This window comes from Pelagerythrobacter marensis, assembly GCF_036700095.1.
GTDB lineage: Bacteria > Pseudomonadota > Alphaproteobacteria > Sphingomonadales > Sphingomonadaceae > Pelagerythrobacter > Pelagerythrobacter marensis_A.
The window spans coordinates 2427575-2451032 of record NZ_CP144918.1; the positions used below are offsets into that span (position 1 = coordinate 2427575).

The window sequence follows — 23458 nt, forward strand, 5'->3', positions numbered from 1 at the left end:
CGGTGCATGACCCGGCCGGAAATGCAGTCCGCCTGCGCCCCCGAGCATTGTCGACGCCGGAAATCGTATTCGGGTTTGACGTGGGAGTTTGCTGGACTAAGACCCGGCGCGGATGGACGGCGCAATCGAACTTCCCCCTCCGCCACCGCTCGTGCGGTTGATGGAAAAACGCGCCCATGCGCTGTTTCTCGATTTCGACGGCACACTGGTCGATATCGCACCGACACCGGGCGGGATTGCCGTGCCGGATCGTCTGGCCGATCGACTGCGCGCTTTGTCGCAACGGTTGGACGGGCGGTTGGCCCTGGTCACGGGCCGGTCGCTCGAAGACCTTGCCGGACACTGCCCGATCGATGGCATAGCCTGCGCGGGCTCGCACGGCGCGGCGCGGCGCGATGCCGAGGGGCGGCCGCTGGGCGCCGCGGCACAGCCGCTGCCCGATGCCGTGTTCGAGGCTCTTCACCAGGGTGCCCGCGATCTCGGCGTCGTTCTCGAAGCGAAAACGCATGGCGCGGCGCTGCACTTCCGGTCCGATCCCGAAAGGGCCGCACAGGCGCACGCTTTCGCAGCGGATCTGGCCGGCCGGCATGCGCTCGCGGTAAAGCAGGGCAAGGCCGTGGTCGAGATCACCCAGGCTGGGGCCGACAAGGGAGGGGCGGTGCGCGAGTTCCTGAAGCATCCCCCGTTCGTCGGCGCGGTCCCGATCTTCGTCGGTGACGACGTCACGGACGAGGACGGGATGGCCGCCTGCAACGACGCCGGCGGTTTCGGCGTTCTGGTGGGCGACCGTTCGCCCACCGTCGCACGATACCGCTTGCCGAACGTTTCCTCCGTCTACGAATGGCTCAGCCTTTGACACGCAACGATCAATCGTCGCTCGACCTCTGGCCCGTCGGCAACTGCCAGGTAAGCGGGCTGATCGACCGTCGCGGCGCGCTCGTCTGGGGATGCGCTCCGCGGGTCGATGGCGACCCGATATTCTGTTCGCTGATAAACGGCGATCGTCACGATGTGGGCGAGTGGCGCTTCGAGCTGGAGGGGCAGATCGCCGCGAGCCAGTATTACGAGCGCAATACGCCGATTCTCGTCACCCGGCTCGAGGCCGACGACGGCAGTGCGGTCGAGATCCGCGATTTCTGCCCGCGTTTCGAACGGTCGGGGCGGATGTATCGTCCCGTCGCGTGGGTGCGGATCGTTCATCCGATTGCCGGCGCCCCGCGCATGAAGGTCGTCCTGCGGCCCACGCGCGGCTATGGCGAGCACGTTGCGGAAACGACCAACGGCACCAACCATATCCGCTATCTCGTCGGCGCACAGGCAATCCGCCTCAGCACCGACGCGCCGGTGGGCCATGTTCTGGCGGGCCGCGTGTTCCGGGTCGAAAGCGACCAGCACTTCTTCCTCGGTCCCGACGAGCCGTTTTCGGGCAATCTGCGCGCGGAATTGCGCCAGATGCACGAGCAGACCCGCAAGTACTGGACGCTTTGGGTGCGCGGCCTCCACATTCCGCTCGAATGGCAGGACGAGGTGATCCGCTGTGCGATCGCGCTGAAGCTTTGCCAGCACGAAGAAACCGGCGCGATCGTCGCCGCGCTGACGACCTCGATACCCGAAGCGCCGCATAGCGAGCGGAACTGGGACTATCGCTTCTGCTGGATTCGCGATTCGTATTTCACCGTGCAGGCCTTGAACCGGATCGGCGCGCTGGACGTGCTGGAGAAGTATCTCGCTTATCTGCGCAACATCATCGATTCTGCGCAAGGGGGGCAGATTCAGCCGCTCTATTCGGTGATGGGGGACAGCGAACTCGAAGAGACCACCGCCACCCACCTCGCGGGATATCGGGGAATGGGCCCGGTGCGGGTGGGGAACGCCGCTTACTATCAGGTCCAGCACGATTGCTATGGTCAGATCGTCATGCCGACGGCGCAGGCGTTTTTCGATCGGCGGCTTCTGCGCATGGCCGACGATCGCGATTTCGCCAGCCTCGAGAAAGTCGGGGAGATGGCCTGGAAGATGCACGACCAACCCGACGCCGGGCTGTGGGAGTTTCGCACGCGCCGGGAAGTTCACACATACTCCGCGGTCATGTGCTGGGCAGCCTGCGATCGCCTGGCGAACGTGGCGGCCCATCTCGGCAAGGACGATCGCCACGCGCTCTGGCGCGAACGGGCCCAGACCATCCGCGAGAAGATCGAGCGCGAAGCCTGGGTGGACGATGGCGGCGAAGGGCATTTCGGGGCCAGCTTCGAAAGCGACTATCTCGACGCCAGCCTGCTGCAGATGGTCGAACTGCGCTTCCTGCGGCCCGAAGACCCGCGCTTTCAGAGCACTTTCGCCGCGGTGGAAAAGGCCCTGCGCCGCGGCGAGCACATGCTGCGCTACGACAGCGAAGACGATTTCGGACTGCCCGAAACCGCATTCAACGTATGCACATTCTGGTTGATCGAGGCGCTGCACATGGTCGGCCGCGATGAAGAGGCGCGGGTTCTGTTCGACACCATGCTCGCCCACCGGACCGCCTCGGGAATGCTGTCCGAAGACATCGATTTCGACAGCGGCGAGCTATGGGGGAACTTCCCCCAGACCTACTCGCTTGTAGGGATAATCAATTGTGCCGGCCTGTTGTCCAAACCATGGAGCGAAGTCCGATAAACCGTTTAGTCGTCGTTTCGAATCGCGTTGCAGTTCCCAAGGCGCGGGGAGTGGCCGGGGCCCAGGGCGGCCTGGCCGGCGCTCTCAATGCCGCGCTCAAGAAGCATGGGGGCGTCTGGTTCGGCTGGTCGGGCCAGGAATGCGAGGAATTCACCGGCAATATCAATCTCCAGCGGCATGAAGGGGTGACCACCGCCACTGTCGACCTCGGCCATCAGGACATCGAAGAATACTACAACGGTTATGCGAATTCGACGCTCTGGCCGCTGTTCCACTTCCGCCTCGACCTGACCGAGTACGAGCGGGAGACGGGTAAGGGGTACGAGCGCGTCAACGAGCGCTTTGCCGAGAGCGTGGCACCGCTGGTCGATCGCGACGATCTGGTCTGGGTCCACGATTACCATCTTCTGCCGCTCGGTGCGCGATTGCGGGAGCGGGGGCTGAGGAACCGGATGGGGTTCTTCCTCCACACGCCGTGGCCGCCCACCCGCCTGTTCGTTTCGCTGCCGTATCACGAGCGCCTGGTGCGCACGATGCTGGAATACGACCTGATCGGCTTCCAGACCGATGAATGGCTCGAAAGCTTCTGCCATTACTGCAAGAAGGAACTGGGCGCCGAAGTCGACGAGGACAGCGGGCGGATCGCCTATGACGGGCGGGTGACCCATGCCCGCGCCTATCCGATCGGAATCGATTACGAACACCTGATGGCCCAGGCCGAGACCGGGGAAGCCCGGCAGGCCGGCCAGCGCCTGCTTGCCAGCACCCGCCGCCGGACGGCGATGATCGGGGTGGACCGGCTCGACTATTCCAAGGGGCTGCCCGAACGGCTGGACGGAATTGCGCGATTTTTCGACAATCATCCAGAACGGGTGCGCGATGTCGTGTTCATCCAGATCGCCCCGCCGAGCCGCGAGGATGTGGAATCCTATCAGCGCATTCGCGCGACGCTCGAACAGAAGGCGGGCCAGATCAACGGCGCCCGTTCCGAAGTCGACGTGGTGCCGATCCGGTACGTCAACAAGGGGCACTCCTTGGCCGAACTCTGCGGATTCTACCGCGCGGCGAAGATCGGGCTCGTGACTCCGCTGCGCGACGGGATGAACCTGGTCGCCAAGGAATATGTCGCCGCGCAGGACCCCGAAGATCCCGGCGTGCTGATCCTGTCGCGCTTTGCCGGCGCCGCGCGCCAGCTCACCGATGCGGTCCTGGTCAATCCGCACAGCCCCGACGATCTGGCGCAAGCGATCGACATGGCGCTGTGCATGCCGCTGGAGGAGCGCAAGCGGCGGTGGGAGGCGATGATAAAGACCGTGCGCGAGGACAATGTGCAGCGCTGGACGGAGAACTTCACCAACGACCTCGCGGCGCTCCAGCCGCAAGACCGATCGGGCTGAAGCCCACGCTTGTGCCGGGCGCGGGCACATGGCAGGGCCGGGCGCGATGGATCGAGATCGCGTAATTCCCCTCGACGGGATTCACAACTTCCGCGACTACGGCGGATATCCGGTGGCCGGCGGCAGGCGGATGAAGCGTGGCCTGTTGTTCCGTTCGGGGCAGCATGTGGAGGCGAGCGACGCCGACCTTGCCGCCATCGACCGGCTCGGCCTGCGTCATGTGATCGATTTTCGCGGCGCCAGCGAACGCAAGAGCTATCCGTGCCGTCGGGGAGAAGGCTTCTGCGCGCAAGTCATCGCGTTCGACGGAGAGACCGCCAATCTCGCCCCTCACATGGAAGCGGCCGACGGCGTCCTGACGTCGGAGGGGGCCCATCGGGCGATGGAGCGCATCTACCGCAACCTTCCGGCGCGAGAGCCGGTGCTTTGGGTCATGCGGCAGTATTTCGCGGCCCTTGCCCGCGGGGACGGGGCGAGCCTCGTGCACTGCCTGGCGGGCAAGGATCGCACCGGCATGGCGGTGGCCCTGCTGCATCATGCCGTAGGCGTCCACCCGGATGATGCGATGGAGGATTTCCTGCTGACCAACAGCGCCGGCAATATCGAGGCGCGCATTGCCGCCGGCGGCGATGCCATTCGTGCAAAGTACGGTGCGATAGACGACGATACGATTCGCGTCCTGATGGGGGTCGATCCGCGCTATCTGCATGCTATGCGCGAAGCTGTGGAGGAAGCGCACGGTTCGCTCGACGCATTCCTGGCCGATGTGCTGGAAGTGGACGATGCGCGACGCGAGGCGCTGCGCTTGCATTTGACCGAGGGGTAACCCACTTCTCCGGTCCGCCCCAACCACACGGAAGGTCCCGATGGCTACCCACCGCACCAAGATGCTCATCATAGGTTCCGGCCCCGCCGGGCTGTCAGCGGCGATATACGGCGCACGCGCGATGATGGAACCGATCGTGGTGCAGGGGCTCCAGCCTGGCGGGCAGCTGACCATTACGACCGATGTCGAGAACTATCCCGGCTTCAAGGACGTGATCCAGGGCCCCTGGCTGATGCAGGAAATGCAGGCGCAGGCCGAACATGTCGGCACCCGGATGATGTGGGATACGATCGTTTCGGTCGATGTCGAAAACGGCTCTCCGTTCCGCGCGGTCGGTGACAGCGGGGACGAATATCTCGGCGATACGCTGGTGATCGCCACCGGTGCCTCGGCGAAATGGCTTGGCGTTCCGGGCGAACAGGAACTGGGCGGCAAGGGGGTGTCGGCGTGTGCCACATGCGACGGGTTCTTCTATCGCGGCAAGAAGGTCGCGGTGATCGGCGGCGGCAATACCGCGGTTGAGGAGGCGCTCTATCTCACCAACCATTCGGACGATGTGACCCTGATCCATCGCCGAGACGAATTGCGTGCGGAGAAGATCCTGCAGGAACGGCTGTTCAAGTCGGACAAGATATCGACCCTGTGGAACAAGACGGTGGAAAGCTTCGAGGGCGATCCGGCGGCCGGGGGTCTGACGCATCTCGTGCTGCGCGACACCGTGACCGGCGAAAGCTCGAATCTGGAAGTCGACGGTGCCTTCGTCGCCATCGGCCATGCGCCGGCGACCGACTTGTTCAAGGGCAAGCTGGACATGGACGAGAGCGGGTATCTGGTTGTCGAGCCGGGGTCCCCGAAAACGGCCGTGCCCGGCGTGTTCGCCTGCGGCGACGTGATGGATCACGTCTATCGGCAGGCCGTCACGGCCGCGGGCACGGGATGCATGGCTGCGCTCGACGCCGAGCGCTTTCTGGCTGCGCGGGACTTCGCGAAGGAAGAAGTCGAGGTCGCAGCCGCGGAATAGGGGCAGCCCGGCCAGAAGCAGCGGGGCCGGGCTGCCTGTTCAGGCGAGTTCGAACACCGCTATCGCCGCATTGATGATCAGCGCGATGAGCACGAGGCTCGACAGAGCGAAGAGCACGAACCGCACCATGACTTTGTTCGCGGTCGCCTGAACCAGCGAATGGATCACGCGCAGGCCGACATAGATCCACGCGATCAGCGCGTTCATTCCGTCGCCCTGTCCGATCAGCGCCAGCACCAGACCGACCGCATAGAACAGCGTCGGGGCTTCGTGCAGGTGGTTGTAGTTATGGGCTTTCCACTGGACCCTGTCGGGCACGACGCCGTCCAGATCCTTGCCAGTGCCGCCCGTCAGGTTCGCGGTGTCGATCTTGGCCCGGCTCATCGCCGGGATCCGCGTGACATACATCCACAGCCACATGATCATGGTCCAGACCATGAGAGCGATCAGGGGCTGGAGAATCGTCATTCCGATCATGTGGTCATTCTCCAATCAATAATTCAGCGTCAGCACGACGGCGCGAACCGACAGCACGATGAGACAGATGGTCGAGGCAAGGAAAAGCAGAAAGCGCACCGAAACCTTGTTGACGGTCGCCTGCCAGATCGAATGGATCACCCTGATCGCGACGTAGGCCCAGGCGAAGGCGATATCGTGCGCCTGCGGCCCCAGAATCGCGAGAATCACAACCACCGCGTAAAACAGCGTCGGCTGTTCGTGCAGGTGGGTATAGTTGTGCGATTTCCAGTTGATCCGGTCGTCGATCACTCCTTCCAGATCCTGCCCGCGGCCGCCGGGTTTTGCGTTGGCCATTCCGCCGAGATTCTTCAGCGCAGGCAGCCGCGTCATTGCCATCCAGACCAGCATGACAAGGGTCCACGCCACCAGCACGGCGGCGGGTGCGAGTATCTGAGCCTGCATCGAAGTGACCCTCCCTTGTTCCCGCGGGGAGATTGCGCCGGAGCGGTTTCGTTGTCAAACCTCTCCGGCGCTCAGCGCGAGATGCTGGCAATATCCGAAACGACCCCGGCGGTACCGACACGACAGCGCCCGGTCCGCCGCGATCCGTTCCCCGACGGCGGCCAGACGGTTCCGGGGTTCGACGTGGAACCTGGCCAGCCAGGCCCGCAGCCCCCGCGCAAACGGTGATGGCAAGCCCTCCAGGTCGCCGAAATCGACGACGTGGAGCGTGCCCCCGGGCGCAAGCAGGCTCGCGGCATGGTTCAGCGCCGCTTCCCAGTCGGGGATCATCGACAGCGAATAGGAAAGAACGACGCGATCGAACAGGGCGCGCCCCAGCACTGCCTGCGGATCGAAGCCGCAGGCATCGGCGGCCGCCAGAACGGCCCGGTCGCCCAGGCTGGCCTCGGCGGACCGCAGCATTTCCCGCGATATGTCGATCCCGTAGAGCTGTGTGCCCGGCCAGCGACGTCCCACCTTGGCGAGGTTCCTGCCCGTGCCGCAGGCGATTTCCAGCACTGCGTCGCCCGGCCGGCAGGCGAGATCGGCGATCAGCCGGTCACGCCCGAGCAGATAGTATTTCCGTGTAAGGTCGTAGATATGCCGCTGGCCGCGATAGACGCGGTCCATCAACGCGGCGTGATCGCGCTCCCTCTGCGGGAAGGGCGCTTCCATCAGGCAAGCTCGTAGAGATGGACGCCGCCGTAGATCGACGACCGGTCGCGCGCGGTGAGATCCGATGACAGCTCCTCGCGATAGATCCAGCGGTCGAGAAGATCGGGGGCGAGGCGACCGGGCAGGAGGGTCGGCGCGGCAGCGGTGCGGAACAGGACCCGTGCACCGGGGCGCGCCGTGCGCGTGATCTGCGCCCACAGCGCGTTGAGCTGGCCGTCGTCCATCCAGTCCTGCGCATCCAGCAGGACATAGCGGTCGTGACTGGTCGCATCCCGATCCTCGAGATAGTGCACGAGGTTCGCATTGCGCAGGTCGATCCGATCGGCGCGCTCGCGCAGGGTTTCCCAGTTCGCGCGCTGCAGATAGGGTGGCAGCGAAGCCTCCGGCCGGCGATCGTATCCGCGGGCAAAGGCCTGCCAGGCGAAGTAGTTGTCGGCCACCGAGAAACCGCAAGCGAGCTTTTCCAGCCTCCGGCGGAGCACGGCCGCCATTCTTTCGTCGCCGGCAAGCACCGTATACTGCGCCGGCGGGATTCCCAGCCCGAACAGAGAAGCCGGATGATCGGTCAGCCAGCGAACGAAGCGCCGGTCGAACACCGGGGCCAGCTCGCGCTCGAACACTTCGCGCTGTTCCTCCAGCGTGGCGGCTGCCAGCACCCGCGACAGGTCGATACGGTACAGGCGGGCGAAAAGATGCGCGAGGCCGATAAAGCCGCCGAGCAGCCCCTGGCGGTAGATCCCGCGGGTGAAATGGGTGATCCGGCGCCGGCCGGTGATGTCGCGACTTTCCCAGTACCGGCGGCTCTCCGGGTCGAGGTGGGGGGCGATGAGAGTGTCGTAAACCTCGCGGTTTTCCTTGTGGTCGGCCTCCGCGAAAAAGCGGCGGAAGCGGTCGTAAGTCGGCAGATGGCGGATCGCCGCGATCTTGAGTCGACCGAGCGCGACATGCGCGCGGTTGAGGTCCACCGCGACCACCTGCGCCGGGTCGGCCACAAGGTAGGACAGGGCATTGCAGCTTCCGCTGGCGATGCACAGGACCCGGCTGTCGGGTTCGATCGCCAGACCTTCCATATCGACCACCGGGTCTTCCCAGATCTGGGCATAGACCAGCCCCTTGAACGCGAGCGCGAAGGCCCGGTCGAGCAGCCTTTCGCCCGGCTTTGCCGCCTTGCGCACCACTGCATCGTCGATGATGCGCTTTGCCTGTACCGTCATCTTGCCCGCTTCCCGCTGGTGGTTTCGGGTCGCGATTAGGTCGCCTGCATGTCCGCCGTGTGACGGTTTCCACAACTGCCGCGCTATCCGGCGGCGGCAAGCGTCTCCGCGAAACGCTGCGGATCGCAGTTCCCCCCGGTCAGCATGACGACGCTGCTGTCATCCACCGTCACTTTCCCGGCCAGCACGGCGGCAAGTGCAGCCGCACCGCCCGGCTCGACCACCAGCCGCAGCTTCGCGAAGGCGAACCGCTGCGCAGCGCGGACTTCCTCGTCGGTTACCGTAAGCCCCGGTTCGCTGCGGCCACGCAGGACCGAGAGGTTGATCGGCGCAGTGGCGGTGGGTTGCAGCGCATCGCAGATCGTCTTCGGGGCATCGTCGCCGGCGCGCACGATCTCGCCGGCGGCGAGGCTGCGTCCGACCACGTCCCACCCTTCCGGCTCGACCGGGTAGATACGCGAGTCGGGGCAGGCGAGAGCCAGCCCCGCGCTCAATCCGCCGCCGCCGCACGGGACGACGATGCGCGAAGGCGCACGCCCGAGCTGTTCGGCGATTTCGATGCCTGCGCTGCCCTGGCCCTCGATCACCCATGGATCGGCGAAGGCATGGACCAGCACCGCCCCGCGCCGCTCCACCTCGCGTGCGGCGACTGCGTCGCGATCCTCGCCCGGGCGATCGTAGAGCACGATTTCCGCCCCCAGTGCGCGCGTGGCGTCGAGCTTCACCCCGGGCGCGTCGTGCGGCATCACGATGGTCGCGGCAATGCCCAGTCGCCGTGCGGCCCAGGCCACACCCTGCGCGTGGTTGCCGCTCGACACGGCGACCACGCCGCGCGCGCGCTCGTCTTCGTCCAGCGCGTTCAGCCGGTGCCATGCGCCGCGGATCTTGAACGCACCGATCGGCTGGAGCATCTCGGCCTTGGCCCATATGCGCGAGCCTGCAACTTCGACCGGCAGCAGCGGGGTCGGGGGCAGGATCGCGGCAATGGCCGAGGCGGCACGAAGCACGCCATCGCGATTCGGGGCGGGGGTCGAGCGGGGCTGGGCGGTCATTTCTGGATATCCTCACGCGAGAGAGGGACTGCATGGTCGCAGTCCTGAAGCAACACGCCGCGCGCGACGCTGGCAAACCGGTGCCGGAAGGGCGGCGGAACAACGGGCGCGACGCAAGGGCGCATGCGCACGCCATGCCCAATCCGGGCGGAGTAAGGAACCGATTTCGGATCGTATTGCGATGGCGGCGCATTTCCCTATGTGAGCGGGCATTATCCATGAGCCTGCGCGAAGGCTCATCAGAAACGAGATTGGAGCAGCTATGTCGAAAGTGCTGGTAATCGGGGCAGGCGGGGTCAGCTCGGTCTGCGTCCACAAGATGGCGATGAATCCCGACATTTTCAGCCAGATCCATCTCGCCAGTCGTACCAAATCGAAATGCGACGCGATCGCCGAATCGGTCAGGCAGCGCACCGGGCAGGAAGTGGCCACATACGAGATCGACGCGGAGGAAGTCCCCGCGATGGTCAACCTGATCCGCAAGCTGGGGCCGAGCCTGGTGGTCAACCTTGCGCTCCCTTACCAGGACCTGCCGATCATGGACGCCTGCCTGGAGGCCGGCGTCGATTACCTCGACACTGCCAATTACGAGCCGAAGGACGAGGCGAAGTTCGAATACAAGTGGCAGTGGGCTTATCACGACCGGTTCAAGGAAGCCGGGATCATGGCGCTGCTGGGCAGCGGTTTCGACCCGGGCGTGACCAGCGTGTTCACGATGTGGCTGAAGAAGCACAAGCTGAAGACGATCCGTCAGCTCGACATCCTCGACTGCAATGGGGGCGATCACGGACAGCACTTCGCGACCAATTTCAATCCCGAAATCAATATTCGCGAAGTGACCGCGCCCGCCCGCCACTGGGAAAACGGCAAGTGGGTGGAAACCCCCGCCATGGCGGAGAAGGTCGAGTTCGAGTTCGAGGGTGTCGGCCCCAAGAACATGTACATGATGTATCACGAGGAGCTGGAAAGTCTCGCGAAGTTCAATCCCGAGCTGGAGCGGGCGCGTTTCTGGATGACGTTCGGCGACGAGTACATCAAGCATTTGACCGTGCTACAGAATGTCGGGATGACGCGGATCGACCCGGTCAAGTACCAGGGGCACGATATCATTCCGCTCCAATTCCTCGCCGCCGTGCTGCCCAAGCCGGAAACGCTGGGGGAAACGACCAAGGGGAAGACCAATATCGGCGTGATCGCGACCGGCGAGGCGCTCGACGGTTCGGGCGAGAAGACGTTCTATATCAACAATATCTGCGATCACGAGGACGCCTACGAGGAAACCGGCAACCAGGCCGTGAGCTATACCACCGGCGTTCCCGCGATGGTCGGTTCGGCGATGATGCTGCAGGGCAAATGGTGCGCGCCCGAAGGCGAGGGCGGCGTCTTCAATATGGAGCAGTTCGACCCCGATCCCTTCCTCGACATGCTCGGCGAGCAGGGCCTGCCGTGGAACGTGAAAGAGCTGGACGGTCCGGTGGACTTCTGAACGCACTCGCTTCGCGCGGCGACGCGGACGGGGAATAGTGCGGGCACAGACCTGCCTTGATTTCCGCAATGAGGCTTGAACATGGAAACCAGAGCCGGCGATCCGGGCGCTTTCGCCCACTTCGACCTGAACCGGGTCGATAGCCCGGCGTTCGTCGTCGACACGGCCAGGCTGCGCGCCAACCTGCAAGTGCTTGCCGACATCCGCGACGCGGCGGAGATCAAGGTGCTCGCCGCGCTCAAGGCGTTTTCCATGTGGTCCGTCGCGCCGATCGTCGGCGAATACCTCGACGGGGTGTGCACGTCCGGGTTGTGGGAGGCGCGGCTTGCGGGCGAATTCTACGACGGCGAGATCGTGACCTATTCGGCTGCGTACAAGCCCGACGAGCTGGAGGAGATCTGCCGCCTTTCGGATCACGTCATCTTCAACACGCCGGGCCAGCTTGAGCGTGCGGCGCTGATCCTCGAGCAGGCCCGTGCCGGGGGGCAGGATTTCGATGTCGGCCTGCGCATCAATCCACAGGTGCCGACCGGGGACGTTCCCCGCTACGACCCGTCCTCGCCCGGTTCGCGGCTCGGCTTCCCGATCGACCAGCTCACGCCCGAGATCATGGATCGGGTCGACGGAATCCATTTCCACAATCTGTGCGAGCAGGATTTCGAACCGCTGCGCCAGACATGGGACAAAGTGTTCGACGCGATCGAACCGTGGTTCGGCCAGCTCAAATGGATCAACATGGGCGGTGGCCACCACATCACCCGCGCCGACTACCAGCGTGAGGAACTCGTCGCGTTCCTGCGCGACGCGCGGGAGGATACCGGAGCGGAAATATACCTGGAGCCGGGCGAGGCCGTGGCGCTCGATGCCGGCATTCTGGTCGGCACAATACTCGATTCGCACTGGAACGGGATGCCCCTCGCCACGCTGGACGTTTCGGCAACCTGCCATATGCCCGATGTGATCGAGGCGCCCTACCGTCCGGCATTGATGGGCGAGCGCGCTGCCGATGCGGGTGAGGCAGTGCGCCTCGGCGGCCCGTCCTGCCTCGCCGGCGACGTAATCGGCGACTATCGCCTGCCCGTGCCCTGCGAGCCGGGCCAGAGGATCGCCTTTCTCGACCAGGCGCACTATTCGATGGTGAAGACCAACACCTTCAACGGGGTGCAGTTGCCGTCAATCTGGCTTTGGGACAGCGAGACCGATACGCTCGAACAAGTGAAGCGTTTCGGCTACGAAGACTTTCGCGATCGGCTCAGCTAGGGGTGCCGGCGAGCCCTTTCGCGTTGGCCCTTGGCTATAATTGTTTGGGAAACGGGGGAAATCCGATGCGTAAACTGTCTGCATGCGCTGCGTCCATTGCGCTGGCCGCGAGCGGCCTGTCCGCTGCTGCGCCGGCCGCGGCGCAAGACTATTCACCCTCGCGCATGATCAGGGCAGTGGACACCGCCGATCTCAAGGCGATCGTGACCTCGCTTGGCCACGAGTTGAAGGGCGAGGGCGAGTTCGGGAATGTCAGCGTCTCGGCAAGCTCCGACAGCGGGACCAACTATCTCGTCGTCGGCACGGCCTGCGACGTGGGCGATATCGCCGGGTGCCAGGGTGTCATGATGCAGGTCCGGTTCGATGCCGACTCCGATATCACCGACCAGGCGCTGCTGCAGGCAAACCTGACCCAGGCCGCGGTCAATACGTGGCGCGATTCCAGCGGTACCATCGGTATCACGCGGTATGTCGTTCTCGACCACGGCGTCACGATGGCCAACCTGCGCGAGAATGTCGTCGTTCTCCTGAGCCTCACTCCCAGCGTGGTCGAAACCTTGCTGGGCGAATGAATCGATCGGTCGGGCAGGCGGCGCACGACCTGTCCTGCCGCACGCCCGCTTCGTCCGACCCGATCTTGCGCCGGCAAACGCGAGTTTTCACTTGCGGTTCACGCTGTGAGCCTTATAGGCGGCACCCCGCTGCCCCAAGGGGACTTCCTGACCGTAAGGCAGCCTCGTTAGAACTTAACCGTTTGGGGGTCCCTTGAGTTGCACATTCATCCTGACGCCCGGTCTGTAGTTCGCGCACTGGCGCCGGACGAACCGGTTATCCTCAATCGCCCGCATGCCGCGGAGCGCGCCGCGCGTTTCTTCGTCGAGAAGTTTCCCGGCAAGTCGCTCTACGCGGTGAAGGCCAATCCTTCGCCCGACCTGCTCAAGGTCCTCTGGGCGGGCGGGATCACGCATTACGACGTCGCCTCGATCGCCGAGGTGCGCCTGGTTCGCGACGCCCTGCCGCAGGCGACGCTGTGTTTCATGCATCCGGTGAAAACACCGCGCGCGATCCGTGAGGCCTATTTCGAACATGGCGTGAAAACCTTCAGCCTCGACACGATCGAGGAACTGGAGAAGATCGTTGCCGCCTGCACCAACGAAGCCGGCGAGCCGGCGAAGGACCTGCGCCTTCTGGTGCGCCTGCGCGTCAGCTCCGACTATTCGGAGCTGAGCCTGGCGTCCAAGTTCGGCGTCGATCTGGCCGACGCGGCGCCGCTGCTTCAGGCGACCCGTCAGCACTGCGACTGGCTGGGCGTGTGCTTCCACGTCGGCAGCCAGGCGATGACGCCGTTCGCTTATGTTCAGGCGCTGGAGCGGGTTCGCGTGGCAGTGGCCGAAGCCAGCGTCGTGATCGACGTGGTCGATGTGGGCGGCGGCTTCCCTTCGATCTACCCGGACATGGAGCCGCCTCCGCTGGAGGACTATTTCGGGGTTATCCACCGGCATTTCGAAAACCTGCCGATCGCCTACAACGCGGAACTGTGGTGCGAGCCGGGGCGGGCGTTGTGTGCCGAGTATTCCTCGGTGGTCGTGCGGGTGGAGAAGCGTCGCGGCGACGAGCTCTACATCAACGATGGCGCCTATGGCGCGCTGTTCGATGCCGCGCATGTCGACTGGCGCTTTCCGGTGACCGCTCTGGCCGAGGATCTGCGCGATCCGCCGCAGGAGTTCGCCTTCTACGGGCCGACCTGCGACGATGCCGATTACATGAAGGGGCCGTTCGTTCTGCCGGGCGACATTCAGGCGGGCGACTATATCGAAATCGGCATGATCGGGGCCTATGGCGCGGCGATGAAGACCGGCTTCAACGGTTTCGGCAATGCCGAGCAGATCGTGGTCGCGGACGAACCGATGGCGAGCCTCTATCGCGGTGACCGGGTCATGCCGGCGAGCGACAACGTGGTGAGCCTGCGCTGATCCGGCAGGAGTGTCGCGGCCGGGACGCGATCGTCCCCGCCGCGACCGCCTCAGACCGCTTCGAAGGCGTAACCGGCCGAACGGACGGTGCGGATCGGATCGGGCGCATTGGTCAATTCCAGCGCCTTGCGCAGCCGACGGATGTGGACATCGACCGTCCGCAGCTCGATATCGCTGCCCGTGCCCCAGACGCCGTCGAGCAGCTGGTTGCGGCTGAACACCCGGCCCGGGCTTTCCATGAAGAACTTCAGCAGGCGATATTCGGTCGGGCCCATCTGCAGGCTCTGGCCGCGCCGGATGACCTTGTGCGCCACGGGGTCGAGCTTGATATCGCCGACTTCGATCGTCTCGCCCGCAAGCGCGGGGCGAATCCGGCGCAGCACGGCGGCCACGCGGGCCAGCAGCTCGCGCGGCGAGAACGGCTTGGTCACATAGTCGTCAGCACCGGTTTCGAGACCGCGAATGCGATCGTCCTCCGCCTCGCGCGCGGTCAGCATGATGATCGGGACATGTGCCGTCGTCTTGTCGCGGCGCAAGCGGCGGCAGACCTCGATTCCGCTGGTCCCTTCGATCATCCAGTCCAGGATAACGAGGTCGGGAACCTCTTCGGCCGCGAGCACCAGCGCCTCGTCCCCGTCGGCGGTCGCACGCACGCGATAGCCTTCGTTGGAGAAGCGGTACTCGAGCAGGTCCGAGAGCGCGGGGTCGTCTTCGACGAGAAGCAGGGTTGCGGTGGTCATGACGAATTCAAGACACCGCTAATATTTCACTTTGACGACAAAGATGTCATAAATCGTCGTCCACCGGATATGTGCCGGTGGCGGCGAAGTGGACCATTTCGGCGACATTGGTCGCGTGGTCGCCGATCCGCTCGATATTGCGGGCGACGAACAGCAGTTGCGCCGCAGTCGAGATGGTCGAGGGATTTTCGACCATGTGGCTGACCAGGTTGCGGAAGATCGAGTTGTAGAAGTTATCGACCTTGCGGTCGGCCGCGATCACTTCGCGCGCAAGCGCGGCATCGCGCGCGCCATAGGCGGTCAGCACGTCGTGAACCATCTCGGCAGCGAGTTCGCCCATCGCGGGGAGCAGGGTCAGCGGCTCGAACCGTTTGCGGTCCGCGATCTCGCGGCTCGCCTTGGCGATCGCCTTGGAATAATCGCCGATCCGCTCCACCACGCCGGCGATCTTGAGCGCGGCGATCACCTCGCGCAGATCATCCGCCATCGGCGCGCGCAGGGCGATCACCCGGACTGCCAGCTTGTCGACTTCCGATTCGAGCGCGTCGATCTTCTTGTCGCCTTCGATGATCTTCTTCGCGAGGGCATCGTCGCCCCTGACCAGAGCGTCCATGGCATTCTGCACCGCGACTTCCGCCAGCCCGCCCATTTCGGCGATCAACCCGCGCAGGCGGGTGATGTCCTCGTCGAACGCCTTGACTGTATGCTCGGTCATCAGCCGTACCTGCCCGTAATATAGTCTTTCGTCCGCTCTTCGAGCGGATTGGTGAATATGTCAGATGTACGGCCGTATTCCACCATCTTTCCGAGGTGGAAGAAGGCCGTGCGCTGCGAGACCCGTGCCGCCTGCTGCATCGAGTGGGTGACGATCACGATGGCGTAGCGGCCATTGAGCTCGTCGATCAGCTCCTCGATCTTGGCAGTCGCGATCGGGTCGAGCGCGGAGCAGGGCTCGTCCATCAGGATGACTTCCGGGTCGACCGCGATCGCCCGGGCAATGCACAGCCGCTGCTGCTGCCCGCCGGAAAGCGCGGTTCCGCTGTCGTCCAGCCTGTCTTTCACCTCGTTCCACAATCCGGCCCGCTGGAGGGACGTTTCCACGATGGCGTCCAGTTCCTGCTTCCCTTCGGCCAGGCCGTGGATGCGCGGGCCATAGGCGATGTTCTCGTAGATCGATTTGGGGAAGGGGTTGGGTTTCTGGAACACCATTCCCACGCGCGCGCGCAAGTGCACCACGTCCATCTTCGAACGATAGATATCTTCGCCGTCGAGCAGGATCTCGCCTTCGACCCTGGCCGAAGGGATCGTGTCGTTCATGCGGTTGAGCGTGCGCAGGAAAGTCGATTTGCCGCAACCCGAAGGCCCGATGAAGGCCGTGACGTACTTGGTCGGAATGTCGATCGAGACGTTGTCGATCGCCCGTTTGTCGCCATAGAACACGGAAACGTCCCGCGTGCTCATCTTGGCTTCGGTGTCTTCCAGATTGGGATGGACTACGGTCACCACTTTTTCTCGAATTTGTTGCGCAGGTAGATGGCCAGCCCGTTCATCACGAGGAGGAAGAGCAGCAGGACGATAATCGCCGCGGATGTCCGTTCCACGAACCCGCGGTCGATTTCGTCCGACCATAGAAAGATCTGCACGGGAAGGACAGTGGCGGGCGAAGTGAACCCGTCCGGCGGGCTGGCGACGAAGGCACGCATGCCGATCATCAGCAGCGGCGCGGTCTCGCCCAGGGCACGGGCCATGCCGATGATCGTGCCGGTCAGGATGCCGGGCAGGGCGAGGGGGAGAACATGGTGGAACACGACCTGCACGGGCGATGCGCCGATCGCCAGCGCGCCGTCGCGGATGGAAGGCGGCACCGCCTTGATCGCGTTGCGCCCGGAAATCACGATCACCGGCATTGTCATCAACGCCAGCGTCATGCCGCCGATCAGCGGTGCGGAACGCATCGACGGGAACATCCACAAGAAGACGGCAAGGCCGAGAAGTCCGAAAATTATCGAGGGGACCGCTGCCAGATTGTTGATCGACACTTCGATCAGGTCGGTCCAGCGGTTCCTCGGCGCGTATTCTTCCAAATAGAGCGCGGCAAGCACCCCGATCGGGAAGGCGAGGGCGAGGGTGACGATCATCGTCAGAATCGATCCCTTGAGCGCCCCCCAGATGCCGACCTGTTGCGGATCGGTGGCATCCGCACGGGTCAGGAAGCCCACGTCGAACCCGGTTCCCAGTTTCCCCTCGGCTTCGAGCCGCGCCGCCAGCGCCTCCATCTCGGGCGCCCCTTCGCCGTTGAGCGCCGCAGCCAGATTGGCGCTTGCCGGGAGGTCGAAAACCGCGCGTCGGTTGAGCAATGCAGGATCGGCGACAATCGCTTCTCCAACCTCGCGCCAGGCGCCGTTCCCCAGTTCCGCCGCCCCTTCGGGCCCCAGTTCGCGCTCTGCGAAGAACTGCACGACCGCCGGCAGGCCCTGCGCCTCGAGGTTCTGCAGGCCGCCCGGCTGCGACAGAACGGCAGGGTCGCCGGTAAGTCCCGCTTCGGTAAAATCGATGGGTACGGTCAGTTCGGTTCGCTGGAAACCGCCGATTCCGTTGAGCGTCATGGTGCCCAGCAAGAAGGCCAGCACCACGATAGAGAACGCGATCGCGCCGATACCCGCCAGCCGGAAGCGGCGTTCTGCGGCATAGCGCTTCTTCAGCCGTGCCTCGAAGGCTTCGGTCCGAGTGGGAAGACGCTCACTCATAGGCTTCACGGAACCTCTTGACCACGCGCAGGGCGATAAAATTCAGGCCGAGGGTGACCAGGAACAATACGAAGCCGAGCGCGAAGGCACTCAGCGTGGCGGGATGGTCGAAGCTTCCCTCGCCCGTCAGCATGGCGACGATCTGCACGGTGACCGTGGTCATCGCTTCCAGCGGATTGGCGCTGAGATTGGCCGCAGTGGACGCGGCCATGACCACGATCATCGTTTCGCCGATCGCACGGCTGATCGCCAGCATGACGCCGGCGACGATGCCGGGCAGGGCGGCAGGCACCAGCACACGGCGGATGGTTTCCGACGTGGTCGCGCCCATGGCCAGGCTGCCGTCGCGCATGGCCTGCGGAACCGCGGCGATCGAATCGTCGGCCATCGAAGAAACGAACGGAATGATCATTACGCCCATGACCAGGCCCGCGGCGAGCGCGCTTTCGCTGGATGGGTTGGACATCCCGGCCGCAACCGCGAGATCGCGGATGAAAGGCGCCACCGTGAGCGCGGCGAAATAGCCGTAAACCACCGTCGGCACGCCGGCGAGAATCTCCAGCGCCGGCTTGACCCACGATCGCACCCGCGGATCGGCATATTGGGTCAGGTAGATCGCGCTCATCAGGCCCAGCGGGATCGCTACGATCATGGCAATGATCGCGCCGATGAAGATTGTGCCCCAGAACAGAGGGATCGCGCCGTACCGGCTGGGATCGGGATTGGCCGCATTGGCCATCGGATCGGGGCCCCAGTGCAATCCGAAGAGGAAATCGATCGGATTGACCATGCCGAAGAACCGGATGGTCTCGAACACCAGGCTGACGAAAATGCCCAGCGTGGTCAAAATCGCCACCAGCGAAGCCAGTAGCAGGATCACCATGACCGTTCGTTCGACACGGGTGCGCGCCGTGAAATCCGGCTTGATCCGCAGGAACGACCAGACCCCGCCGATGAAGCCGAGTATCAGCGCGACGACGATGCCGATCGTCTGATACCGTCCGATCGCCTCGCGATAAGGTTCCACCAGAGCGGCCGCCTCCTGATTGAAGACCGCAGTGGCCGCTCCGGTGGCGACGGCACGCGCCTCCGACAGCAGCGATTCGCGTTTGAACCCAAATTCAGGCAGGTCGGCTGCCGCGGGCGATGCCAGGACATGCTGGCTGATGAGCTGGGGCGCAATCACGCTCCAGGCGGCGATGAAAATGATCATCGGCACGACGATCCATAGCGCGACGTACCAGGCATGATAGCTGGGCAGGGCGGCGAGGCTGCCGGCCCCCGCACTGCGACGGAAGCTCCAGGCGCGAGCCCGTCCGGCGAGCCAGCCAGCCAGTCCGAGGCCCAGCGCGAGCAGTAGGAGGATAGTGAGAGACACGCGGATCGGGACCTAGATCGCCTGGATTACGACGGCCCGGGATTCCTGCGCCGTCCGAGCCGCGGGCTGAATGCCCGCTGCAGACGCCCTGTCGAAGTTTTGTGACAAATTCATGACTGCCCCTCCGATACCGATTCCCCGTCGCTGTCCACCGCCGGGATACGCACTGTAACCGTCGTGCCTTGGCCAAGCTTGCTGGCAATGTCGAGCCGCCCGCGATGCCGTTCCACGATATGCTTCACTATCGCGAGCCCCAGCCCGGTGCCGCCCGAGGCGCGGCTGCGGCCGGGATCGGTGCGATAGAAGCGCCGGGTGAGGTGCGGCAGGTGTTCGGGGGCGATACCTTCGCCCCGGTCGGTGACCGTGAGTTGGGCTTCTCCTTCGGGCAAGCGGCGGAGGCTCACCCGGACTTGCTCGTCGGCGGCACCGTATTTCAGTGCGTTGTCCACCAGGTTGCGGACAAGCTGTTCGATCTGGCGCGCATCGCCCCGGATCGCGATTTCCTGCTCGCAGTCGAGCGTCACGCGATTCTGCCGATCGGGGCCGGCCGCGTCGCGGGCCGCTGTTTCGACCAGTTTCCGCAGCGGCAGATGCTCGTCGGGCAGATCGTGCTTTTCCGCCTCGACATGCGACAGCGACATCAGGTCGCTGACCAGGTTCTGCAGCCGCTTGGCTTCGCTCAACACGGTATCGAGGAATTTGCGGCGCATCTCGGGCGGCGCCTGGGCCCCGTCTTCGCGCAGCGTTTCGACATAGCCGATGATCGAGGAAAGCGGCGTGCGCAACTCGTGGCTGGCATTGGCCACGAAATCGGTATGCGCCCGGCTGATATCGGCCTCGGCCGTCTGGTTGAGCAGTTCGATCACGCCCAGCCCATCGGCCAGGCGTTGAAAGTTCAGGATCCAGATGTCGCGCCGGCGGATGAGGCCTTGCACCACGGCCTGCCCGCTCGCGCCCCGCTCGAGCAGTGAAACCGCCTCAGGATGGCGAAAGGCGACGCGGATATCCTGGCCCAGAACGTGGGCGCCCAGCAGGTTCCGGGCGGACTTGTTGGCAATGGAGATCCGGCCGTTTTCGGCAACGAGCAGCGGGGTCCCCGCGTGTTCGATAAATTCGCCCATGTCGTCGCGGTTGAAAGTGCCGTTGGTGGTCGGCTCCATCGCTCGCGGAGGAGCGGCTACCGCGAGCCAGAGCGATCCTGCCCAGACCAGGAACACGGCGAAGGCAAGCCACAGCGGCGTACCGGCGAATCCCATTGCAACTGAAGCGACGGCCGCAAGCGTCAGGGAGGCGACGGGGAAAGCGCGATCCTGCTCCATTGCGGCGCGTGCTTAGCCGCCGAATGTGACATCGGCCAGACGCGATTGATGCAAGCGCCGGATTTTTTAATCGTGCCGGGATGGTGACCCCTACGGGAATCGAACCCGTGTTTCAGCCGTGAGAGGGCCGCGTCCTGACCGCTAGACGAAGGGGCCATGCCGCGAAGCGATGGCGCACCACGGCGATCTTTGCCGGTGGTGACCCCTACGGGAATCGAACCCGTGTTTCAGCCGTGAAAGGGCCGCGTCCTAACCGCTAGACGAAGGGGCCAGACCGTCAGGTGCCGGTGGCGTGGCGGCGCACTTAGGGGCGCTGCCACCTGCGGTCAACCCTGTGTTGCGGTTTGGCCCCGTCGTGCGGCTTTGGCACAGCGCATCAGTCGGCCCAGGCCGCGTCTTCCAGATGAAGCTCGGCTGCGGGGCGCGCGCCCCAGTCGTCGATCTTTGCACGGCCGGCGAGCCAGAGGCGCCTGCCCCGGGCGCCATGGAGCAGCGACTGGCCCAGATCGCTTTCCGCCATGCGAAAACCGATCGCCTTGAACGATCGCCCGTCGTCGCCGCCGGCGATCAGGCGAACGTGATCGCTCCCGACCAGATCGGCCTTGATCAGGCGAACCGGCCCGATCGCGAGTTTCGGTCCCGGCCAGCCGACGCCGAAAGGCCCCGCACGCTCCAGCGTTTCCACCAGCTCCGGGGTCAGCCCGCCCGGCGCCAGCGAAAGGTCGAGCGACAGCGTCCGTTTCGCGCTGGCGCGCTGCACGGCCCCGGCGAGCCGGGCGTCCAGCCAGTCGGCAAACGATTCGAGCCGGTCCGATTCGATCGTCAGCCCTGCCGCCATCGCGTGGCCGCCCCCGGCCACCAGCAGGCCTGCCTCGCGCGCCGCGATGATCGCCGCGCCGAGGTCGACGCCCGATATGGAGCGCCCCGAACCTTTGCCCTGGCCCTGGGCTTCGTCGAGCGCAACCACGATCGCGGGCTTGCCCGTCTTTTCCTTTATCCGCCCGGCGACGATGCCGATGACGCCGGGATGCCATCCGGTCCCTGCCAGAACGCAGACCGCGCGATTGTGCTGGCCCGCAAGCTGCGCCTCGGCCGATTCCTGGACTGCCGCTTCGATCGCGCGACGTTCATCGTTGAGTGCGGAAAGCTGCGCTGCAATCGCCTGTGCTTCGTGCGCATCTTCGGTCGTGAGCAAACGCACGCCGAGCGTCGATTCGCCCACCCGTCCCCCGGCATTGATCCGCGGACCCAATGCGAAGCCGAGGTCGCTGCACACCGGCGCCCGGGTCAGCCGGCTGGCATCGATCAGCGCGGACATGCCCACGTTCTGCCGCTTTGCCATGACCTTGAGCCCCTGGGCCACGAATGCACGGTTGAGACCGTGAAGCGCGGCAACGTCGGCCACGGTGCCGAGCGCGACAAGATCGAGCAGCCCGCGCAAGTCCGGCTCGGGCCGCGATTCGAAATAGCCGCGCGCGCGCAGCGTGCGAACGAGCGCGACCGCGAGCAGGAAGGCCACGCCCACTGCCGCGAGGTGCCCGTGCTGCGCCGCCAGGTCGCTTTCGTCGAGGCGATTCGGGTTCACCAGGGCCGCCGCCCTGGGCAGTTCGGATGCGCACTTGTGATGGTCGACCACGATCACGTCGACCCCGGCGTCGTGCGCCATCGCCAGTGCCTCGTGCGCCATCGCCCCGCAGTCGACGGTGACGATCAGGCTCGATCCCTGCTCTGCCAGGCGGACCAGGGCTTCGCCGCTCGGGCCGTAGCCTTCCAGCAGGCGGTCGGGAATGTAATGCCCGGCATCGTGGCCGAGCATTCGCAGCAGGCGAATCAGCAGAGCGGAACTTGTCGCTCCGTCGACGTCGTAGTCGCCGTAAATCGTGATCGTTTCCCCGCCGAGAACGGCCTGCGCGATCCGTTCGGCCGCCACCTCCATGTCGCGGAATGCTGATGGATCGGGAAGGAATTCGCGCAAGGTGGGCATGCGATGGCGCTCGAGATCGTCGCGCGCGACGCCGCGCGACAACAGCAGTCGCGCGACGATGTCGTCGTCGAACGCTGCGCCGTCGCTGCCGAGCGCCATGTTTCCCCCGCGCCAGCGCCAGGCCTTGCCCGAAAGCGAGCGTTCGATCCCGAAGACGCTGGAAAGCGAGTGCGACGCCATGGGCTGCATCTAGCCCACCCCGAGGCCCGGCGCAAAGCAGGCGGTTTGACAATCGACAGGCGGGTGCGATGCTCGTGCCGATGAACGACGAACCCGGCAGACTTCTGATCGCCTGGCACAGCCGGACCGGTGCGAGCGAGGCTATGGCGCAGGCGGCTGCGGAAGGGGCGGGGGATGTCGCACGGCTGATGCCGGCCGACGCGGTCGCGCCGGACGACCTGCTGGCGGCTGCCGCCTACCTGTTCGTCTGCCCCGAGAACCTGGCCGCGATGAGCGGCGCGATGAAGGAAATGTTCGATCGCTGTTATTACCCGGTGCTCGGCCGCATAGAAGGCCGGGCCTACGCCACGATAATTGCTGCAGGCTCGGACGGGGAGGGCGCGCAGCGGCAGATCGACCGCATCGCCAAGGGGTGGCGCCTGCGCCGGGTGCAGGACCCGGTGATCGAATGTTTCGACGCCCAGACCCCGGAAGCCATCCTGGCCCCCAAGACGGTATCGCAGGACCGTCGTGATCGCTGCCGCGAAATGGGTGCCGCACTGGCCGAGGGGATTGCGCTGGGGGTATTCTGATCGGGGTCAAATCGGCTCC

22 protein-coding genes and 2 tRNA genes are annotated in these 23458 nt (G+C 65.0%); 10 read left to right on the top strand and 14 right to left on the bottom strand.

Annotation, left to right across the window (positions count from 1 at the left end; all coding sequences use genetic code 11):
- Positions 1–112: 112 nt before the first annotated feature.
- From otsB to trxB, 5 genes are read left to right on the top strand one after another with little or no spacing between them, the layout of a single operon-like run.
- Positions 113–856, top strand: a complete 744-nt coding sequence (gene otsB / locus V5F89_RS11515; RefSeq protein ID WP_338445773.1) for a trehalose-phosphatase — start codon at positions 113–115, stop codon at positions 854–856.
- Positions 841–2655 (top strand): glycoside hydrolase family 15 protein, encoded by a 1815-nt coding sequence (locus tag V5F89_RS11520; protein ID WP_338445774.1) that lies wholly within the window; start codon positions 841–843, stop codon positions 2653–2655. Before otsB ends, V5F89_RS11520 begins: the two co-directional genes overlap by 16 nt.
- A complete protein-coding gene (gene otsA, locus V5F89_RS11525) occupies positions 2652–4052 on the top strand; it encodes an alpha,alpha-trehalose-phosphate synthase (UDP-forming) (RefSeq protein WP_338447573.1) in 1401 nt (466 codons plus the stop codon). The genes V5F89_RS11520 and otsA overlap by 4 nt, the downstream gene beginning before the upstream one ends.
- Before the next feature lie 46 nt (positions 4053–4098).
- Positions 4099–4878: a tyrosine-protein phosphatase gene (locus V5F89_RS11530; protein WP_338445775.1), complete on the top strand. Its 780-nt coding sequence runs from the start codon at positions 4099–4101 to the stop codon at positions 4876–4878.
- Between the two features lie 40 nt (positions 4879–4918).
- A complete protein-coding gene (gene trxB / locus V5F89_RS11535; RefSeq protein ID WP_338445776.1) occupies positions 4919–5899 on the top strand; it encodes a thioredoxin-disulfide reductase in 981 nt (326 codons plus the stop codon).
- Between the two features lie 39 nt (positions 5900–5938).
- Here trxB and V5F89_RS11540 read toward each other — a convergent pair whose 3' ends face one another.
- The 5 genes from V5F89_RS11540 to V5F89_RS11560 form a co-directional block, all read right to left on the bottom strand.
- Entirely contained in the window at positions 5939–6376 is a 438-nt protein-coding gene (locus V5F89_RS11540) for an MAPEG family protein (RefSeq protein WP_338445777.1), read from the bottom strand.
- Between the two features lie 15 nt (positions 6377–6391).
- Positions 6392–6820, bottom strand: a complete 429-nt coding sequence (locus V5F89_RS11545) for an MAPEG family protein (protein ID WP_338445778.1) — start codon at positions 6818–6820, stop codon at positions 6392–6394.
- Positions 6821–6874: 54 nt separating this feature from the next.
- The gene (locus V5F89_RS11550; protein ID WP_338445779.1) at positions 6875–7534 is read right to left on the bottom strand and encodes a class I SAM-dependent methyltransferase; all 660 of its coding nucleotides are present in this window, start codon (positions 7532–7534) and stop codon (positions 6875–6877) included.
- Positions 7534–8748: a DUF3419 family protein gene (locus tag V5F89_RS11555; RefSeq protein ID WP_338445780.1), complete on the bottom strand. Its 1215-nt coding sequence runs from the start codon at positions 8746–8748 to the stop codon at positions 7534–7536. The genes V5F89_RS11550 and V5F89_RS11555 overlap by 1 nt, the downstream gene beginning before the upstream one ends.
- A gap of 83 nt (positions 8749–8831) precedes the next feature.
- Positions 8832–9800 carry a threonine ammonia-lyase gene (locus V5F89_RS11560; protein WP_338445781.1) on the bottom strand — a complete coding sequence of 323 codons (969 nt, stop codon included), beginning with the start codon at positions 9798–9800 and terminating at the stop codon, positions 8832–8834.
- A gap of 262 nt (positions 9801–10062) precedes the next feature.
- On the opposite strand from V5F89_RS11560, the gene V5F89_RS11565 reads away from it, so the two are divergent.
- The 4 genes from V5F89_RS11565 (at position 10063) to V5F89_RS11580 (ending at position 14519) form a co-directional block, all read left to right on the top strand.
- The gene (locus tag V5F89_RS11565; RefSeq protein WP_338445782.1) at positions 10063–11286 is read left to right on the top strand and encodes a saccharopine dehydrogenase family protein; all 1224 of its coding nucleotides are present in this window, start codon (positions 10063–10065) and stop codon (positions 11284–11286) included.
- A gap of 81 nt (positions 11287–11367) precedes the next feature.
- Positions 11368–12546 carry a carboxynorspermidine decarboxylase gene (locus V5F89_RS11570; RefSeq protein ID WP_338445783.1) on the top strand — a complete coding sequence of 393 codons (1179 nt, stop codon included), beginning with the start codon at positions 11368–11370 and terminating at the stop codon, positions 12544–12546.
- Positions 12547–12611: 65 nt separating this feature from the next.
- Positions 12612–13118, top strand: coding sequence for a hypothetical protein (locus V5F89_RS11575; protein ID WP_338445784.1), 507 nt, complete (start codon positions 12612–12614; stop codon positions 13116–13118).
- Positions 13119–13316: 198 nt separating this feature from the next.
- A complete protein-coding gene (locus tag V5F89_RS11580; RefSeq protein WP_338445785.1) occupies positions 13317–14519 on the top strand; it encodes a type III PLP-dependent enzyme in 1203 nt (400 codons plus the stop codon).
- A gap of 50 nt (positions 14520–14569) precedes the next feature.
- On the opposite strand, the gene phoB is transcribed toward V5F89_RS11580, so the two are convergent.
- From phoB to recJ, 9 genes are all read right to left on the bottom strand, one after another.
- On the bottom strand, positions 14570–15259 hold the full coding sequence (gene phoB / locus V5F89_RS11585) for a phosphate regulon transcriptional regulator PhoB (RefSeq protein ID WP_338445786.1): 690 nt from the start codon (positions 15257–15259) through the stop codon (positions 14570–14572).
- A gap of 46 nt (positions 15260–15305) precedes the next feature.
- On the bottom strand, positions 15306–15974 hold the full coding sequence (gene phoU, locus V5F89_RS11590) for a phosphate signaling complex protein PhoU (RefSeq protein WP_338445787.1): 669 nt from the start codon (positions 15972–15974) through the stop codon (positions 15306–15308).
- Complete coding sequence (pstB, locus tag V5F89_RS11595; protein ID WP_338447574.1) at positions 15974–16720, bottom strand: phosphate ABC transporter ATP-binding protein PstB; 747 nt, start codon at positions 16718–16720, stop codon at positions 15974–15976. The genes phoU and pstB overlap by 1 nt, the downstream gene beginning before the upstream one ends.
- Before the next feature lie 38 nt (positions 16721–16758).
- A complete protein-coding gene (gene pstA / locus V5F89_RS11600; RefSeq protein ID WP_338447575.1) occupies positions 16759–18006 on the bottom strand; it encodes a phosphate ABC transporter permease PstA in 1248 nt (415 codons plus the stop codon).
- Positions 17999–19384, bottom strand: a complete 1386-nt coding sequence (gene pstC, locus V5F89_RS11605; RefSeq protein WP_338445788.1) for a phosphate ABC transporter permease subunit PstC — start codon at positions 19382–19384, stop codon at positions 17999–18001. The genes pstA and pstC overlap by 8 nt, the downstream gene beginning before the upstream one ends.
- Before the next feature lie 110 nt (positions 19385–19494).
- Positions 19495–20703 carry an ATP-binding protein gene (locus V5F89_RS11610; RefSeq protein ID WP_338445789.1) on the bottom strand — a complete coding sequence of 403 codons (1209 nt, stop codon included), beginning with the start codon at positions 20701–20703 and terminating at the stop codon, positions 19495–19497.
- An 81-nt stretch (positions 20704–20784) separates the two neighbouring features.
- A tRNA-Glu gene (locus V5F89_RS11615) sits at positions 20785–20859 on the bottom strand.
- A gap of 40 nt (positions 20860–20899) precedes the next feature.
- A tRNA-Glu gene (locus tag V5F89_RS11620) sits at positions 20900–20974 on the bottom strand.
- Between the two features lie 105 nt (positions 20975–21079).
- On the bottom strand, positions 21080–22867 hold the full coding sequence (gene recJ, locus V5F89_RS11625; RefSeq protein WP_338445790.1) for a single-stranded-DNA-specific exonuclease RecJ: 1788 nt from the start codon (positions 22865–22867) through the stop codon (positions 21080–21082).
- A gap of 80 nt (positions 22868–22947) precedes the next feature.
- On the opposite strand from recJ, the gene V5F89_RS11630 reads away from it, so the two are divergent.
- Positions 22948–23439 (top strand): flavodoxin family protein, encoded by a 492-nt coding sequence (locus V5F89_RS11630; RefSeq protein WP_338445791.1) that lies wholly within the window; start codon positions 22948–22950, stop codon positions 23437–23439.
- The last annotated feature ends 19 nt before the right edge of the window (positions 23440–23458 follow it).

Excerpts from the sequence above, each read along its gene's own strand:
- otsB (WP_338445773.1), top strand. The coding sequence starts at position 113 with ATGGACGGCGCAATCGAACTTCCCCCTCCGCCACCGCTCGTGCGGTTG.
- V5F89_RS11520 (WP_338445774.1), top strand. The coding sequence starts at position 841 with ATGGCTCAGCCTTTGACACGCAACGATCAATCGTCGCTCGACCTCTGG.
- V5F89_RS11530 (WP_338445775.1), top strand. The coding sequence starts at position 4,099 with ATGGATCGAGATCGCGTAATTCCCCTCGACGGGATTCACAACTTCCGC.
- trxB (WP_338445776.1), top strand. The coding sequence starts at position 4,919 with ATGGCTACCCACCGCACCAAGATGCTCATCATAGGTTCCGGCCCCGCC.
- V5F89_RS11540 (WP_338445777.1), bottom strand. The coding sequence starts at position 6,376 with ATGATCGGAATGACGATTCTCCAGCCCCTGATCGCTCTCATGGTCTGG.
- V5F89_RS11545 (WP_338445778.1), bottom strand. The coding sequence starts at position 6,820 with ATGCAGGCTCAGATACTCGCACCCGCCGCCGTGCTGGTGGCGTGGACC.
- V5F89_RS11550 (WP_338445779.1), bottom strand. The coding sequence starts at position 7,534 with ATGGAAGCGCCCTTCCCGCAGAGGGAGCGCGATCACGCCGCGTTGATG.
- V5F89_RS11555 (WP_338445780.1), bottom strand. The coding sequence starts at position 8,748 with ATGACGGTACAGGCAAAGCGCATCATCGACGATGCAGTGGTGCGCAAG.
- V5F89_RS11560 (WP_338445781.1), bottom strand. The coding sequence starts at position 9,800 with ATGACCGCCCAGCCCCGCTCGACCCCCGCCCCGAATCGCGATGGCGTG.
- V5F89_RS11565 (WP_338445782.1), top strand. The coding sequence starts at position 10,063 with ATGTCGAAAGTGCTGGTAATCGGGGCAGGCGGGGTCAGCTCGGTCTGC.
- V5F89_RS11570 (WP_338445783.1), top strand. The coding sequence starts at position 11,368 with ATGGAAACCAGAGCCGGCGATCCGGGCGCTTTCGCCCACTTCGACCTG.
- V5F89_RS11575 (WP_338445784.1), top strand. The coding sequence starts at position 12,612 with ATGCGTAAACTGTCTGCATGCGCTGCGTCCATTGCGCTGGCCGCGAGC.
- phoB (WP_338445786.1), bottom strand. The coding sequence starts at position 15,259 with ATGACCACCGCAACCCTGCTTCTCGTCGAAGACGACCCCGCGCTCTCG.
- phoU (WP_338445787.1), bottom strand. The coding sequence starts at position 15,974 with ATGACCGAGCATACAGTCAAGGCGTTCGACGAGGACATCACCCGCCTG.
- pstB (WP_338447574.1), bottom strand. The coding sequence starts at position 16,720 with ATGAGCACGCGGGACGTTTCCGTGTTCTATGGCGACAAACGGGCGATC.
- pstA (WP_338447575.1), bottom strand. The coding sequence starts at position 18,006 with ATGAGTGAGCGTCTTCCCACTCGGACCGAAGCCTTCGAGGCACGGCTG.
- V5F89_RS11610 (WP_338445789.1), bottom strand. The coding sequence starts at position 20,703 with ATGGAGCAGGATCGCGCTTTCCCCGTCGCCTCCCTGACGCTTGCGGCC.
- recJ (WP_338445790.1), bottom strand. The coding sequence starts at position 22,867 with ATGGCGTCGCACTCGCTTTCCAGCGTCTTCGGGATCGAACGCTCGCTT.
- V5F89_RS11630 (WP_338445791.1), top strand. The coding sequence starts at position 22,948 with ATGAACGACGAACCCGGCAGACTTCTGATCGCCTGGCACAGCCGGACC.